This window comes from Klebsiella sp. GFKo11, from assembly GCF_056490265.1.
This window is the reverse complement of sequence record NZ_CM151369.1, coordinates 4,256,410-4,271,419: the sequence shown is the minus strand read 5'-3', so window position 1 is coordinate 4,271,419 and position 15,010 is coordinate 4,256,410. Positions and strand designations below refer to the sequence as shown.

The window sequence follows — 15,010 nt, the reverse complement described above, 5'->3', positions numbered from 1 at the left end:
CAGGCTAAGGGAGAAAGAGGGTGGGCAATAGCGGCAATTCTGCAAATTTTTTCATGGAACGATCGGGATCGCAGTAATTCATCGCCAATTCGCTTAAAAATATTCACATTCTGAATATGAAAATTTTTTCATAATCAAATTAGAGCGCGATCACAAAATGGACAAAAAGCTCAAAGTGAGCGAAATAGCGGGGCGTACAGGGCTGTCGGTCAGTACCGTATCGCGTGTGCTGGCAGGTAAAGCGAACACCAGCGTGAAGGCGCGGCAGAAGGTACTGGACTGCGCTCGCGAACTGGGAGTCATGGAAGGTATCGCCGCCGGAAGAATGCTGCTTAATAATCTGGTGGTATTCGCCCCGCAGCGGGCTTTTGATGAGCGGACGGACATTTACTACTATCGCGTTATTCAGAGCATTAATACCGCGCTGATGCCGCACGAGGTTCATTTGCGCTATTGCGCTCTGGAAGAGAATGACAGCGATGCCAATTTGTTTTTGCATCGCATGCATGAAGTATCGACCCAGGCCGCTATTTTGCTGGGTATTGACGATCCGCATATTCACGATCTGGCGGCCGATCTGGCGAAACCTTGCGTGATGATTAACTGTCACGATGCGGGAATGCGCATACCTTCCGTGGCGCCGGATCATCGACTGATTGGCCAATTTGCCGCCCGCTATCTGTTTGATATGGGACATCAGGCGATCATGAATGTGATGTGCCTGCGTCGCTATTCCATGGAGCTGCGCTTGCTGGGGATCAAGCAGGCATGGCGCGCGCGTAATTTGAGCTTTGTTGATAGCATGGATTTGATCGATGTGGCCAATTTCAGTGCCAGGGATACCGAAGAAAAAGTTGGCGAGTGGCTGGATCAACGCGGCGATAGCCCGCTACCGACGGCATTTCTGGTTGGCGGTGATTTTATGGCGGCAGGTACTATCGCTGCCTTACAAAAACGCGGTTTACGCGTGCCGCAGGATATTTCCGTCATGAGTATCGACGGCTTTAATCTGGCAGCGATTCAGGATGTGCCGCTAACCGCCGTACATGTCCCGCGCGATGAATTGGGGGTTGAAGCGGTACATTTACTACAGCAGAAGTTGATTCGTCCTGATGCGCCGCACGGTTCTTTATTGCTGCATGGCACATTGGCGGTACGTGATTCGGTACGGCGGATACGTGCTGGTAACCGCCGCACCGCCGTGGAACCAAAGGGGCTATATGACGATTAATCAACCATCCCCAGCGCCCGCTTGCCGTGGATATTTAAATCATCCAGGGTAAAGCGGTCTTTCCAGTCGGCTTCATAATCTTCACGCGGGAAATCTCCCGGCGAAGCGCCTTTCTCCAGCGCCACTTTGACCTTATGCGCATAGGCGAGGTTTTTCTCACACATCGGCGCGGCGGGGATGTACATCACGTTGCCCCAGCCCTGCTGGTTGTCCACCGGCGCGACCGAGTGGATTACGTCGCAGTGCCACCACACCGAATCGCCTGCATTTAGCGCTGGAATAGGGCTTAAGGCTTTAATCAGCAGCGGATGCCATTTTTCCGAAATAGGCAGCACCTTGCCCGGTGCGACGCCGCACAGTTCATCATCCGGCACATCGTCGAGCAGAGGGCGCAACAGCACATAGGCCATCGCTTCAGGAATTGGCACCACGTGCAGCAGGCCCTGATCGGGGATCATATCGGAGAGCGCGGTCCAGCCCTGGAAGGTACGGAACACTGAGCATTTGGTGGTGTTATCGACGGTATACTCCTCCACCTCAGTACGATGCGCCGCATCCCACGGATCGTAAGCGTCGATATTGCCATTAAAGACGTCAGCAAAGACTTGCTGATAAGCTGGCAGTAGCCAACGCTCCAGCGCGCCGGAATCGGTATGTGCGCCAAGGCCTTTCGACGTGGTTCCCGGCGGGCGGCGGCGAATGCGGTCCGGATAAATCACGCTGACATCCGGGTCGAACCACTGTTTACCGTCGCGGTTAAAAGTCCACAGGCGGTTGAGGAAAGATTGCACGGCAGCCATTTCGTTGCTCTGGCGAGCCTGCATTTGCGCCTGTGACCAGTAAATCGGATAAATTTCCGGGCGCGAAGCATCCAGCGAGCCGAAAAAGGTGTCGCCGGGGCCTTTATAGACGTCGTCGAAATGGTTGAGGTCGAGATACTCCAGCATTGAGTTATCCCACGCCAGCGCCTGATCGCGAGAGAAATGACCTTTGATGACCGCGCAGCCACGACGCTTGATAGCTTCGCGCTGGGCATCCGTTACCTGGCCCTGCGCAATATCGCTGAACGGAATGACCGGCCAGACATCCTGGCCGTTGGCTTTGAGGGCGTCAATTTCCTCCAGGCGTGCGGTGATGCGCGCCGTCAGCCGATCGAACACCGCCTGCACGTCACCGATCTGCGCGCGCAGCTCCTGCTTAATCTGGCGGATTGCCGCTTTATGGTCGGCGGGTAGTGTTTCACAGGTATGGGTAACAGCCATGATGACCTCTCATCTTTCATTCGAAAGTAATAAATCTTACAAACGTTAATTTAAGTTAAAATTAAGTTAATGCAAGTTTAAAATTATGCGGAGGTGCACAAAACGGAAAACCGGAGCAGAAATGCCCCGGTGAGAGATCATTCGTTGAAAGGGGGAGCATGGTCGAGGACGGCCTGAATAACATTTAGCGCGCCGTCATGGTTGTTGTCATCGGTGGCGAAACGGGACACCGCTTTGATGCTTTCGGCGGCATTGGCCATCGCGAAGGAGTATTTCACCAGTTTCAGCATTTCCGTATCGTTCGCGCTATCACCAATGGCCACGCAGGCCTGCGGGGAGATGTTCCAGCGCTTCAGCAGGCGGCTGATGCCGTTGGCTTTATGCAGGCCAGGGATAATCAAATCGACGAAGCCAAAGCCGCTGGTGACCGGCTTCATGATGCCATCCAGCGAGGCGTGCAGTTTGTCGATAAGCAGCGGGATTTCGCTATCCGGCAGGTTAAGCGAAAACTTAAACAGCTTATCGTCAATATCGTGGTAGTTGCTGATGCGCTGCAGGCGATGGTAGTGCTTTGACATCAGCGTCACAAAGGCGTCGGGGGCCCGGTCGCTGACGTAAGCGCTTTCAAGGCCGCAGGCGACGAAGTTGAGCTGCGGGTCTTTGAGCAATTCACCAATCACTATCTGGGATTCGTGGCGGGTGAGTTCGCCGTGAAACAGCTGTTGACCGTGTTCATATACCAGCGCGCCGTTTTCGGCAACGAAGGAGATCTGCTCGCGGATTTCCGGGAAAAATGAGATCAGCTGGTAGTACTGGTTGCCGCTGGCGACAACGAATTCGATACCCTGCTGTTGGAGTTGCGCGAACTGCGCGAGAAAACGCGAGCGGTCATACTGCTTGGCGTCATTGAGAAAAGTTCCGTCCATATCGGTGACGATAACTTTAACAATCATAACAAATGCTCCTGGCTTAACTTCGACCAGCAACATTCTAATTACAATGTGATGTGGAGCACAAATTTATTTCGAATGAAAGTTTGCGTTCACCAATGTGCAGGAGAAAATCCCCGGGTTGCGGCGTAAACGCCTTACCCGGGCTACCGGCTGTCCGGGCTACGGGGCTTGTGCCGTCGGGTAGCCCGGACAGGCGCAACGCGCCGCCTCCGGGGGATTTAACTTACAGCGTATGCTCGGTACGGGCGATAATATCGTCCTGCGCATCCGGCGACAGGGCGGTAAAGAACGCCGAGTACCCGGCCACGCGGACCACTAAATCGCGATACTGGTCAGGATGTTTCTTCGCTTCCAGCAGCGTCTCGCGCGACACGATGTTGTACTGAATATGCCAGCCTTTATGCACCTCGAAGAACGTGCGCAGCAGCACCATCAGTTTCTGCTTATCGGACTCGTTATCCAGCGTTGCCGGGTTCAGCTTCTGGTTCAGCAGCACGCCGCCCAGAATTGAACCGGTTGGCAGCTTACCCACCGAACTGATAACCGCAGTCGGCCCCAGATGGTCGGTACCGGAAGCCGGGCTTGCTCCTTCCGCCAGCGGGGAATGCGCTTTGCGGCCATCCGGCGTCGCCATGGTCTGCGCACCAAATGGGACGTTAGCGGAGATGGAGGAGGTCCCGGCGTAGTAGTTGCCGCCAATCGGGCCGCGACCATAGCGCGGGTTGTGATACTGCTTCAGCTCATCGATATAGGTCTGGTAAGCGCGGGCCAGCAGAATATCAACGCTATCTTCGTCGTTGCCGTATTTCGGCGCGCCGTTGATTAAGCGCTGGCGCAACTGCTCGTGGGTCAGGCCTTCAAAGTCTTCAGCCAGCGCTTTTGCCAGCTCTTGCTGTCCAATGACGCCCTGATCGAACACCAGTTTCTTCACCGCTACCAGGCTGTTGCCGAGGTTAGCGATACCGACCTGCAGACCGGAAACCCAGTCATATTTAGCGCCGCCCTGTTTGATACTCTTCGCGCGCTCGATACAGTCATCAACCAGCGCCGAGCAGAGAATATCGTGCACGTTCTCTTCCAGCATGGTGTCGACCACATACTCAATCTCGATAGATTTGCGCGTGTAGTAGCGGATCTGCGTATCCCAGTCGGCCAGCACCTGGTCGAAGTTATCAAAGTTACCTTTCGACAGCGCGTGCGTTTGCGGCAGGAAAACTTCACCGCTGGTGGCATCGCGGCCGCCTTCCAGCGTCGCCAGCATCACGCGGGCAAAGTTGATAAAGCTCATCCCGGTGCAGCGATAGCCCCACTTACCGCCGACCGCGGTTTCGATGCAGCCGATAGCGGCATAATCGTAGGCGTCCTGCGGCTCAATGCCGAGTTTGATAAATTCCGGAATAACGATTTCGTCGTTGTTGAACGCCGGCATCCCGAAGCCGCAGCGAATCACCTGCACGCAGGCGTCGAGGAAGTCGTTGCTCATGCCCGCGTGGTAACGCACGCTGAGGTTTGGCTGCGTAGAACGCAGGCGACCGCAGGATTCTAGAATCGCATAGGAGAGCGGGTTCACTGCATCTTGCGCTACGCCGTCTACCAGATTTTGACCGCCGATGGTAACGTTCTGATACAGCGGGCTACCGGCGGAGGCTTTAGAGTGCGAACCGGAGCGAATTTTGTTAACTTCCAGCAGCTTCAGCCAGCAGCAGTGCAGCAACTCAATGGCGTGCTCGCGGTCCAGAGACTGCTCAAGCTCGACGTCGCGGCGGTAGTACGGGTAGAGATATTGGTCCATGCGGCCAAAAGAGACCGAGTGGCCGTTGGATTCGACCTGCAGAATAAGCTGGATGAAATAGCACAGTTGCAGCGCCTGCCAGAAGGTTTTCGGCGGTTCATGGGCGATGATGTCGCAGTTCTCGGCAATCGCCAGCAGCTCGTCGCGACGGGATTCACGGGTCTCTGTCGCCGCCATGCTGCGCGCCAGCTCAGCGAAGCGCTTGCTGTGCTCGCTCACTGCTTCCAGCACGATATCAATGGCTTTCAGGAACTGCTCGCCGTGCAGGTCTTCCAGTACCGTCAGGTTGATGCGAGTACGGCGTTCGGCGACTTTAGCGCGCATTCCGTCAAGGCCTTTTTCCAGCAGCAGCGGGTAGTTGACAGCCAGGTGCGCATCGCCGGAGGTCATATTACCTTCGGCTTTAATAATCCCGGTTGCGAGCAGCGCTTTTTGCTCATCGGTGAACATCCCGTAGCAACGATCCTGTACGGTCTGGCCACGCCACCACGGACACACTTCGTGCAGTACGCGTTTGTTCTCTTCGCTGACCGCAAAGCCTGCGCCGGGGCGATCGGCCAGGTCATCGATCTCTTTTTCAATCCAGCTAACCGTATACTCCGGGAAGATTGGCGCGGCGCGGACTTCGCTTGCCTGGTTACCGACAACCAGTTCGTCATGTTTGATCCAGATAGTGCGTTCTGCCAGGTGATGGGCCAGCGCCAGCGCGCGGCGTACTGGGATCGGCTTATCCAGATGTTGCTGATAGGCTTCAGTGTAGTGCTGGGCGCGCTCGGTACAGACCGGCGGCTTGACGATATGCACCAGCGCCATTTTATGTGCCTGAATGCGCGGGCTTAGGGTATCCAGTTTCAACGTTGTCATAAGGTTATCCTCGTAGAGTCGCCGTTAAACCTTTGCTCTGAGCATAGTGCTGCGCGAAGGCGAGCAGCTCGGGGGCAGCAAGCGGTTTGTCCGGAGCGGTATAGGGCTGACTGAGTAATTGGTATTTGTTCATTCCCAGCGTGTGATACGGCAGGAAGTGGATCTCGCCGACCTTTAAGCGGTCAGCGGCAAAATCGGTTATGGCGGTAATATCGCTTTCATTGGCGTTAAAGCCCTGAATCAGCGGCACGCGAATAATGATTTTTTTCCCGGCCTGCGCCACGCGTTGCAGATTATCCAGCACCCGGCGAGCGCTGCCGTCGGTCCACTGCTGGAAAATAGCTTCATTGACATGCTTAAGGTCGGCGAGGAACAGGTCGATAAAGGGTAAAGAGGGTTCGACGTATTTCCATGGTACGTGCAGACAGGTTTCGACGGCGGTATGAATCCCTGCGTTGTGGCTGGCTTCAAACAGCTGGCGGGCCAGCTCCGGGTTCATAAACGGCTCGCCGCCGGAGAGAGTGACGCCGCCACCGCTGCGATCGTAGAACGGTTTATCGCGCAATACCTTCGCCATAATCTCTTCGACGTTTTTCTCTTCGCCGCAGACCGTCAACGCCGTAGTCGGACAGCAGTCGCGCAGCTTGCTGATATGTGCATCGGTGAGCTTTTCACGATGGATAATCAGGCCATCCAGTTTGCGGGTAATAACGTCCGGCGCCGCCTGCTGGCAGAGGTCACAGCCGTCAAGACACAAGCGCGCGTCATACAGCAGATCCGCCGTGCGGGCGCGGCTTTCCGGGTTCTGACACCAGCGGCAGCCCAATGAACACCCTTTAAGGAATACGACGGTGCGGATCCCTGGGCCGTCATGGGTGGAGTAACGCTGAATGTTGAAGATCATGATTTATCCTCTTCTTTGCATATGAAGATTAAATTACTTTCGAATGAAAGTTGTATTGATGTAAATCAACAAGCAGAGTGGGGGATAAAAGCGGGAGCAAAAAAGTTGCGAGCGGTCACAAATAATCCGGCGGCAAGGCCCGCCGGAGAAGGGTTAAGGTGTACCACATACCTCACACTGTGGATTACGCATCAGTTTCATTTCGCGAAACTGGCAGCGCATGGCGTCGTACATAACTATTTTACCCGTAGCAGGACTGCCGTAGCGGGTCAGAACCTTGATGGCTTCCATTGCCTGAAGCGAACCAATGGTACCGACCAGCGGCGCCATCACTCCGGCTTCGACGCAGGTAAGGGCGTTTTCGCCAAACAGACGGCTCAGGCAACGGTAGCAGGGCTCATCTTCCTGATATGTAAAGACGCTGATTTGCCCTTCCATGCGAATCGCCGCGCCGGAGACCAACGGGGTTTTATGCCGGAAACACCCGGCATTGAGCTGGTTGCGAATGGTGACGTTGTCGGTACAGTCGAGCACCAGATCGTGGGCGGCGATTTGCGCCCACAGCGCTTCTTCATCCAGCAGCGCGTTTAGCGGCGTGAGCTGAACGTTAGGGTTAATGCGCGCAAGCGTAGCGCGGGCGGAGTCGACCTTCGGCTGGCCGATGGTGGCATCGCTGTGCAGAGTCTGGCGCTGGAGGTTAGAGAGCGACACGGTGTCGAAATCAAGCAGGGTAAGCTGGCCAACGCCAGCTGCCGCCAGATACTGCGCGGCGGCGCAGCCCAATCCGCCAAGGCCAACCACCAGCACACAGGAGGCTTTTAGCTGCTCCTGGCCGTCAAAATCGAAATCGCGCAGGATGATTTGCCGGTTGTAGCGCAGCATCTCTGCATCGCTCAGCTCCACGCCCATTACAGCCCCCCGAAAAGATGGTTAAAGGGCTCAACTTCTACCCATTCACCCGCTTCAACGTTATCGCGCTCGCGTTCCAGGACGATAAAACAGTTGCCGAGGCTGAATGAACTGAAGATGTGCGAACCCTGATGACCGGTGCTGCTAACGACCAGTTCACCGTCCGGGTTGCGTTGCAGTACGCCGCGCTGAAAATCGAGGCGCCCCGGCGATTTTTTCAGCCGTGAAGCGGCGCGTACGCGCAGGCGCATCGGCTGGGTCTGTCCGACGTTGCCGGAGAGTTTTGCCAGCAGCGGCTGCACCAGCTGATAAAAGGTCAACGCAGCGGAGACTGGATTACCCGGCAGACCGCAGAACCAGCTGTGGTTGAGCTTGCCGAAAGCGAAAGGTTTGCCCGGCTTGATAGCCAGCTTCCAGAAGCCGATTTCCCCCAGCTCTTCGAGGATCTCTTTGGTGTAATCTGCTTCGCCGACGGAGACGCCGCCGGAGCTAATCACCACATCGGCCTGCTGGTCAGCCTGAATAAAGACTTCGCGCAGTTTGGCCGGGTCGTCGGGAATAATGCCGAGGTTAACGACCTCACAGCCCAGCTCTTGCAGCATCAGGTGTACCGCCAGGCGGTTGGTGTCGTAAATCTGCCCGTCAGCGAGCGGCTGGCCCGGCAGTTGGAGCTCATCACCGGTAGAGAAAACGGCGACCCGTACTTTACGTATGACTTCAACCTCAGCAATGCCCAAAGAGGCCAGCACCGGTAGTTCGGCGACGGTCAGGCGGGTTCCCGCAGGGAAGACGACCGCGCCGTTGGCAATATCTTCGCCACGACGACGAATATTTTGCCCACTTTTTACCGGAGCGATAAAGCGCACTCCGCCGTCGGTTTGTTCGGTTTGCTCCTGCATCACCACCGCATCGCAGCCTTCCGGTACCGGCGCGCCGGTCATAATGCGGATACAGGTGCCTGCGGGCCAGACGTCGTTAAAAGGCTGACCGGCAAAAGCCTTGCCTGCCACCGGTAGCACCGCGCCATCGGTGAGTTCAGCCAGGCGAACGGCGTAACCGTCCATCGCCGAGTTATCAAAACCAGGAACGTCGAGAGGCGAAACGAGATCATGGGCGGTCACGCGCGAAAAGGCCTGCAACAGCGGTACGGTTTCCGTCGCATTCAGCGGCGTAATGCGATTGAGCATCTGGGTCAGGGCTGTGTCGAGTGGCATCAGTCCGGCGGTAAAATCCATGGGTTTCTCCTGCGGGCAAACATCGAAAACGCCTATTATACCCTAAATAATTCGAGTTGCAGGCAGGCGGCGACGTAGGGAACCCCCGGGAGCTTACTTCAGTAAGTGACTGGGGTGATCGACAAATCTGTCTGGAACAGATTTGAACGCCGTATCCGGCGGCCCGTTAGGGCGAGGCTCATGGATGAGCCGAGTAACAAAGCCAACGCACATGCAACTTGAAGTATGACGGGTATATGGCAGAAAAGATAAGCAGGCTATATCGCCACCTGGCGACAAGCTTTACATCACTGCTTGCTCTTTCTATATTCAAAAATGGTATAGGACAGTCAGCAAGATAATGATATTTATACACGTTATCCTTCAAGCTGCCTCTTTGTTGGCTGTGCTCAGAAACCCCAGTCACATAGTTATCTATGCTCCCGGGGATTTCTTCTCTTGCCGCCTCGATGCATCTCGAATGATGGTGTGTATATACACTTTATCGTTAAGGAATGGCGTAATGGGCAAGGCGGTTATAGCAATTCATGGCGGCGCCGGGGCAATTACCCGCGCGCAGTTGACGCCGGAACGCGAGCGGGAGTACGTGGCGGCGCTGTCGGCGATTGTCGATAGCGGGCAAAAAATGCTGGCGGCCGGGGCCAGCGCGCTGGATGCGGTAACTGAAGCGGTGCGACTGCTGGAGGAGTGTCCGTTATTTAACGCCGGTATAGGCTCCGTATTTACCCGCGATACCACTCATGAACTCGATGCCTGCGTCATGGATGGTTACAGTTTACAGGCGGGAGCGGTGGCCGGAGTTCAGCATTTACGCAATCCGGTGCTGGCGGCGCGTCTGGTGCTGGAACAAAGTCCGCACGTCCTGCTGATTGGTGAAGGGGCGGAACACTTTGCCGCTTCCCACGGCATGGAACGGGTGGATAATGATCTGTTTTCGACTCCTGAGCGCCTGTTGCAGCTACGTCAGGCGCAGGAGGGCGATGATATCGTGCTCGATCACCATGCTGCCCCGTTGGATGAGCGACATAAAATGGGCACCGTCGGCGCGGTGGCGCTGGATCTGGTGGGTAATCTCGCGGCGGCAACCTCCACCGGCGGAATGACCAATAAGCTGCCGGGACGCGTCGGCGATAGCCCGCTGCCGGGAGCTGGCTGCTATGCCAATAACGCCAGCGTTGCCGTCTCCTGTACCGGTACCGGCGAGGTGTTTATGCGCACCCTGGCAGCCTATGATATTTCGGCGCTGATGGAGTACAGCAATCTCAGTTTGCACGACGCGTGCGAGCGGGTGGTGATGGAGAAACTCCCGGTGCTGGGCGGCAGCGGCGGTCTGATTGCGGTCGACAGAGAAGGCAACGTAGTATTGCCATTTAATAGCGAAGGTATGTACCGTGCCTGGTGCTACGCGGGCGATACGCCCACGATTGGAATTTATCGCGAATAAGAGGAAAGGGCGTTGCCGCATAGTCTGGAAATCGATGCTAATGATGTTCTGCTGGTACGCGATCTGAACGTTTCGTTTACTCAGCAGCAGCAGGCTTTTTCTGCCGTTCGTCACCTCTCGTTCACACTACGGCGCGGCGAGACGCTGGCGATTGTCGGTGAGTCTGGATCGGGTAAATCGGTAACGTCGCTAGCGCTGATGCGTCTGCTTGATTCGGCGACCAGCGAAGTGCGCAGCGATCAGCTGCTGCTACGTCGCCGCAACCGACAGGTGATTGAACTTAGCGAACAGTCTGATGCCGATATGCGCAGCGTGCGCGGTGCGGATATGGCGATGATTTTTCAGGAGCCGATGACCTCACTGAACCCGGTGTTCACCATCGGTGAGCAGATCGCTGAATCAATACGATTGCATCAGGGGTTGAAGCATGATGAGGCGCTGCGTGAGGCCAAAAAGATGCTCGATCAGGTGCGGATCCCGGAAGCTGAAGCGATGCTGTCGCGCTATCCGCATCAGCTTTCCGGTGGGATGCGTCAGCGCGTGATGATCGCCATGGCGCTGTCGTGCCGCCCGGCGGTGCTGATTGCCGACGAACCCACGACCGCGCTGGATGTGACTATTCAGGCGCAGATTTTACAGCTGATTGCCGTCCTGCAAAAAGAGATGGCGATGGGCGTTATCTTTATTACCCACGATATGGGCGTGGTCGCCGATATTGCCGACCGGGTGCTGGTGATGTATCGCGGTGAAGCGGTGGAAACAGGCAGCGTCGAAGAGATTTTCCGTGCGCCAAAACATCCCTATACCCAGGCGCTGTTGGCGGCGGTACCGCGATTGGGTGCGATGCGCGGCAGCGATTTGCCGCGTCGCTTCCCACTCTTCAACCAAAGCGCGCCGGAAGAGGGTCTGAATACCGTTGTTGCTGGAGAACCCATTCTTAAAGTCCGCGATCTGGTGGCGCGCTTTCCGCTACGCAGCGGCATTCTCAACCGCGTTACCCGCGAGGTACATGCGGTGGAAAAAGTCAGCTTTGATTTATGGCCCGGCGAAACCTTAAGCCTGGTGGGCGAGTCCGGTTGTGGTAAATCAACCACTGGCCGGGCGCTGCTGCGGCTAGTGGAAACCCAGGGTGGGAGTATTACGTTTAACGGTCAGCGTATTGATACGCTGGCAGGCAGTAAGCTTCAGGCGCTGCGCCGTGATATTCAGTTTATCTTCCAGGATCCTTACGCTTCTCTCGACCCACGGCAAACGGTGGGGTATTCGATTATGGAGCCGCTGCGCGTGCATCGGCTGCTGGAAGGTGATGCCGCGAGAGAGCGAGTGGCCTGGCTGCTGGAGCGCGTCGGGCTGGAGCCGGAGCACGCATGGCGCTATCCACACGAGTTTTCCGGCGGCCAGCGGCAGCGCATCTGTATTGCCCGCGCGCTGGCGCTCAATCCAAAGGTGGTTATCGCCGACGAATCGGTATCGGCGCTGGACGTGTCGATTCGCGCGCAAATTATCAACCTGATGCTCGATTTACAGCGCGAAATGGGCATCGCGTTTCTGTTTATTTCCCACGACATGGCGGTGGTTGAACGTATCAGCCACCGCGTGGCGGTGATGTATCGCGGGCGGATTGTCGAGATTGGACCGCGGCGCGCCGTGTTTGAAAACCCGCAGCACCCCTATACCCGTAAATTGATGGCTGCCGTACCGGTTGCCGACCCGGCGCATCGTCACCCGCAGCGTGTGCTGCTCTCTGACGAGCTGCCGGGCAATATCTACAAGCGGGGAGAAGAGGGGATCAGTACGCCGTTACAACAGGTAGGCCCGGGACATTTTGTCGCCAGAGAACCCGCCGCTGACGTACTGGCACGATAACAACGACACCAATAACGCAGCATTTCAGGAGAACAACATGACTCAACGCGTTTCAGGCAAATGGCTGTTGGCGCTGGGCGTCGCTTCGGCGCTGGCGACAACTCCGGCCTTTGCCGCAAAAGATATAGTGGTAGCGGTCGGTTCTAACTTCACGACCCTCGACCCATACGATGCTAACGACACGCTGTCGCAGGCGGTGGCTAAGTCCTTCTATCAAGGGCTATTTGGCCTTGATAAAGAGATGAAATTGCAGAATGTGCTGGCGGAGAGCTACACCGTTTCCCCGGACGGGCTTGTGTATACCGTTAAGCTGCATCCGGGCGTGAAGTTCCAGGACGGTACCGAGTTTAATGCCGAAGCGGTGAAGGCTAACCTCGATCGCGCCAGTAACCCGGAAAATCATCTCAAGCGCTATAACCTGTATAAGAATATCGCCAGCACCGAAGCGGTAGATCCGACAACGGTGAAAATCACCCTCACGCAGCCCTTCTCGGCGTTTATTAATATCCTGGCCCACCCGGCGACGGCGATGATTTCCCCGGCAGCACTGAAGAAATACGGTAAAGAGATTGGTTTTCATCCGGTGGGTACCGGGCCTTATCAGCTTGATACCTGGAACCAGACCGATTTTGTTAAAGTGACGAAGTTCGCCGGTTACTGGCAGCAGGGATTGCCGAAGCTGGATTCCATTACCTGGCGTCCGGTGGTGGATAACAATACCCGTGCGGCAATGTTGCAGACCGGTGAAGCGCAATTTGCTTTCCCGATCCCTTACGAGCAGGCGCCGCTGCTGGAGAAAAACAGCAAGCTGGAACTGGTGGCCAGCCCGTCAATTATGCAGCGCTATATCAGCATGAACGTGACGCAAAAACCGTTTGATAATCCGAAAGTGCGCGAGGCGATTAACTACGCCATCAACCGTCAGGCGCTGGTGAAAGTGGCCTTTGCGGGCTATGCCACCCCGGCGACCGGCGTGGTGCCGCCATCTATTGCCTATGCTGAAAGCTACACCGCGTGGCCGTATGACCCGGCTAAAGCGCGTGAGCTGCTGAAAGAAGCGGGATATCCTAACGGTTTCAACACCACGCTATGGTCGTCGCATAATCACAGCACGGCGCAGAAAGTGCTGCAATTTACCCAGCAGCAGCTGGCGCAGGTGGGCATCAAGGCGCAGCTGACGGCGATGGATGCGGGCCAGCGCGCAGCGGAAGTGGAAGGTAAAGGGCAGAAAGAGAGCGGCGTGCGGATGTTCTATACCGGCTGGACGGCCTCAACCGGTGAAGCCGACTGGGCGCTGTCGCCGCTGTTTGCTTCGCAAAACTGGCCGCCGACCCTGTTCAACACGGCTTTCTACAGCAATCCTCAGGTCGATAAAGACCTCAACGAGGCGTTGAAAACGACCGACGTGAAGGAAAAAACGCGGCTGTATAAAGACGCGCAGGATACTATCTGGAAAGAGTCGCCGTGGGTGCCGCTGGTGGTGGAAAAACTGGTCTCAGCGCACAGTAAAAACCTGACTGGTTTTTATATCCAGCCGGATACCGGGTTTAGCTTTGAACAGGCGGATCTTAAGTAGATAGCTGCGGTTCCCCGGGCGCAGGCCGCGGGGACTTCACGCAAGGAGAAGCATGCTCAATTATGTGATTAAACGCCTGCTGGGGCTGATCCCTACGCTGCTGATTGTGGCGGTGTTGGTGTTTCTGTTCGTGCATATGCTGCCCGGCGATCCGGCGCGGCTAATTGCCGGGCCGGAAGCCGATGCGCAGGTGGTTGGAATGGTCCGCCAGCAACTGGGGCTCGATCAGCCGCTGTACGTGCAGTTCTGGCACTATATCACCAATATTTTGCAGGGAGATTTCGGCACCTCGATGGCTTCGCGCCGTCCGGTAAGCAGCGAAATCGCCAGCCGGTTTATGCCGACGTTCTGGCTAACGCTCGCTAGCATGAGTTGGGCGGTGGTGTTTGGTATGGCGGCGGGAATTGTGGCGGCAGTCTGGCGTAACCGCTGGCCGGATCGTTTAGGTATGGCGCTGGCGGTGACCGGGATCTCGTTCCCGGCGTTTGCGCTCGGCATGCTGCTGATGCAGGTGTTTTCCGTTGAGCTGGGCTGGCTGCCGACGGTGGGCGCCGACAGCTGGCGGCACTATATTCTGCCTTCGTTGACGCTCGGAGCGGCGGTTGCGGCGGTGATGGCGCGCTTTACCCGCGCTTCGTTCGTCGATGTTTTGCATGAAGACTACATGCGTACTGCCCGGGCGAAGGGGGTTAGCGAGACGCTGGTGGTGCTTAAGCACGGCCTGCGCAATGCGATGATCCCGGTAGTCACCATGATGGGGTTACAGTTTGGCTTTCTGCTCGGTGGGTCTATCGTGGTGGAGAAGGTCTTTAACTGGCCTGGGCTTGGGCGTTTGCTGGTGGACTCCGTCGAGATGCGCGACTATCCGGTGATTCAGGCGGAAGTGCTGCTGTTTTCGCTGGAGTTTATTCTTATCAATTTAGTGGTGGACGTACTCTATGCCGCCATTAACCCGGCTATCAGGTACAAGTAAG

11 protein-coding genes are annotated in these 15,010 nt (G+C 56.4%); 5 read left to right on the top strand and 6 right to left on the bottom strand.

The window, feature by feature from the left end; genetic code table 11:
- Positions 1-157: 157 nt before the first annotated feature.
- Positions 158-1,231: a LacI family DNA-binding transcriptional regulator gene (locus AC07P6_RS20720; RefSeq protein ID WP_478314451.1), complete on the top strand. Its 1,074-nt coding sequence runs from the start codon at positions 158-160 to the stop codon at positions 1,229-1,231.
- On the opposite strand, the gene AC07P6_RS20715 is transcribed toward AC07P6_RS20720, so the two are convergent.
- The 6 genes from AC07P6_RS20715 to moeA form a co-directional block, all read right to left on the bottom strand.
- Positions 1,228-2,493, bottom strand: a complete 1,266-nt coding sequence (locus tag AC07P6_RS20715; protein WP_478314449.1) for a DUF1479 domain-containing protein — start codon at positions 2,491-2,493, stop codon at positions 1,228-1,230. The genes AC07P6_RS20720 and AC07P6_RS20715 overlap by 4 nt on opposite strands.
- Before the next feature lie 137 nt (positions 2,494-2,630).
- Positions 2,631-3,446 carry a Cof-type HAD-IIB family hydrolase gene (locus tag AC07P6_RS20710; protein WP_478314447.1) on the bottom strand — a complete coding sequence of 272 codons (816 nt, stop codon included), beginning with the start codon at positions 3,444-3,446 and terminating at the stop codon, positions 2,631-2,633.
- A 223-nt stretch (positions 3,447-3,669) separates the two neighbouring features.
- Complete coding sequence (locus AC07P6_RS20705) at positions 3,670-6,102, bottom strand: formate C-acetyltransferase/glycerol dehydratase family glycyl radical enzyme (RefSeq protein ID WP_434659594.1); 2,433 nt, start codon at positions 6,100-6,102, stop codon at positions 3,670-3,672.
- 4 nt (positions 6,103-6,106) lie between these two features.
- Positions 6,107-7,006 carry a glycyl-radical enzyme activating protein gene (locus AC07P6_RS20700; RefSeq protein ID WP_181482900.1) on the bottom strand — a complete coding sequence of 300 codons (900 nt, stop codon included), beginning with the start codon at positions 7,004-7,006 and terminating at the stop codon, positions 6,107-6,109.
- Positions 7,007-7,159: 153 nt separating this feature from the next.
- A complete protein-coding gene (gene moeB / locus AC07P6_RS20695; protein WP_434659592.1) occupies positions 7,160-7,915 on the bottom strand; it encodes a molybdopterin-synthase adenylyltransferase MoeB in 756 nt (251 codons plus the stop codon).
- On the bottom strand, positions 7,915-9,150 hold the full coding sequence (gene moeA, locus AC07P6_RS20690) for a molybdopterin molybdotransferase MoeA (RefSeq protein ID WP_110275329.1): 1,236 nt from the start codon (positions 9,148-9,150) through the stop codon (positions 7,915-7,917). Before moeA ends, moeB begins: the two co-directional genes overlap by 1 nt.
- A 502-nt stretch (positions 9,151-9,652) precedes the next feature.
- Here moeA and iaaA point away from each other — a divergent pair.
- Genes iaaA through gsiC form a run of 4 tightly spaced genes read left to right on the top strand, consistent with a single transcriptional unit; the run spans position 9,653 to position 15,009 of the window.
- A complete protein-coding gene (iaaA, locus tag AC07P6_RS20685) occupies positions 9,653-10,594 on the top strand; it encodes a beta-aspartyl-peptidase (protein WP_434659588.1) in 942 nt (313 codons plus the stop codon).
- Between the two features lie 12 nt (positions 10,595-10,606).
- Positions 10,607-12,460 (top strand): glutathione ABC transporter ATP-binding protein GsiA, encoded by a 1,854-nt coding sequence (gene gsiA / locus AC07P6_RS20680; protein ID WP_478314445.1) that lies wholly within the window; start codon positions 10,607-10,609, stop codon positions 12,458-12,460.
- Between the two features lie 37 nt (positions 12,461-12,497).
- Positions 12,498-14,036: a glutathione ABC transporter substrate-binding protein GsiB gene (gsiB, locus tag AC07P6_RS20675; RefSeq protein WP_181482895.1), complete on the top strand. Its 1,539-nt coding sequence runs from the start codon at positions 12,498-12,500 to the stop codon at positions 14,034-14,036.
- Positions 14,037-14,088: 52 nt separating this feature from the next.
- A complete protein-coding gene (gene gsiC / locus AC07P6_RS20670) occupies positions 14,089-15,009 on the top strand; it encodes a glutathione ABC transporter permease GsiC (RefSeq protein WP_110275317.1) in 921 nt (306 codons plus the stop codon).
- Position 15,010: the final 1 nt, after the last annotated feature.

Bases quoted from the DNA above. Each gene is read 5' to 3' on its own strand.
- AC07P6_RS20720 (WP_478314451.1), top strand. From the start codon at position 158: ATGGACAAAAAGCTCAAAGTGAGCGAAATAGCGGGGCGTACAGGGCTG.
- AC07P6_RS20715 (WP_478314449.1), bottom strand. From the start codon at position 2,493: ATGGCTGTTACCCATACCTGTGAAACACTACCCGCCGACCATAAAGCG.
- AC07P6_RS20710 (WP_478314447.1), bottom strand. From the start codon at position 3,446: ATGATTGTTAAAGTTATCGTCACCGATATGGACGGAACTTTTCTCAAT.
- AC07P6_RS20705 (WP_434659594.1), bottom strand. From the start codon at position 6,102: ATGACAACGTTGAAACTGGATACCCTAAGCCCGCGCATTCAGGCACAT.
- AC07P6_RS20700 (WP_181482900.1), bottom strand. From the start codon at position 7,006: ATGATCTTCAACATTCAGCGTTACTCCACCCATGACGGCCCAGGGATC.
- moeB (WP_434659592.1), bottom strand. From the start codon at position 7,915: ATGGGCGTGGAGCTGAGCGATGCAGAGATGCTGCGCTACAACCGGCAA.
- moeA (WP_110275329.1), bottom strand. From the start codon at position 9,150: ATGGATTTTACCGCCGGACTGATGCCACTCGACACAGCCCTGACCCAG.
- iaaA (WP_434659588.1), top strand. From the start codon at position 9,653: ATGGGCAAGGCGGTTATAGCAATTCATGGCGGCGCCGGGGCAATTACC.
- gsiB (WP_181482895.1), top strand. From the start codon at position 12,498: ATGACTCAACGCGTTTCAGGCAAATGGCTGTTGGCGCTGGGCGTCGCT.
- gsiC (WP_110275317.1), top strand. From the start codon at position 14,089: ATGCTCAATTATGTGATTAAACGCCTGCTGGGGCTGATCCCTACGCTG.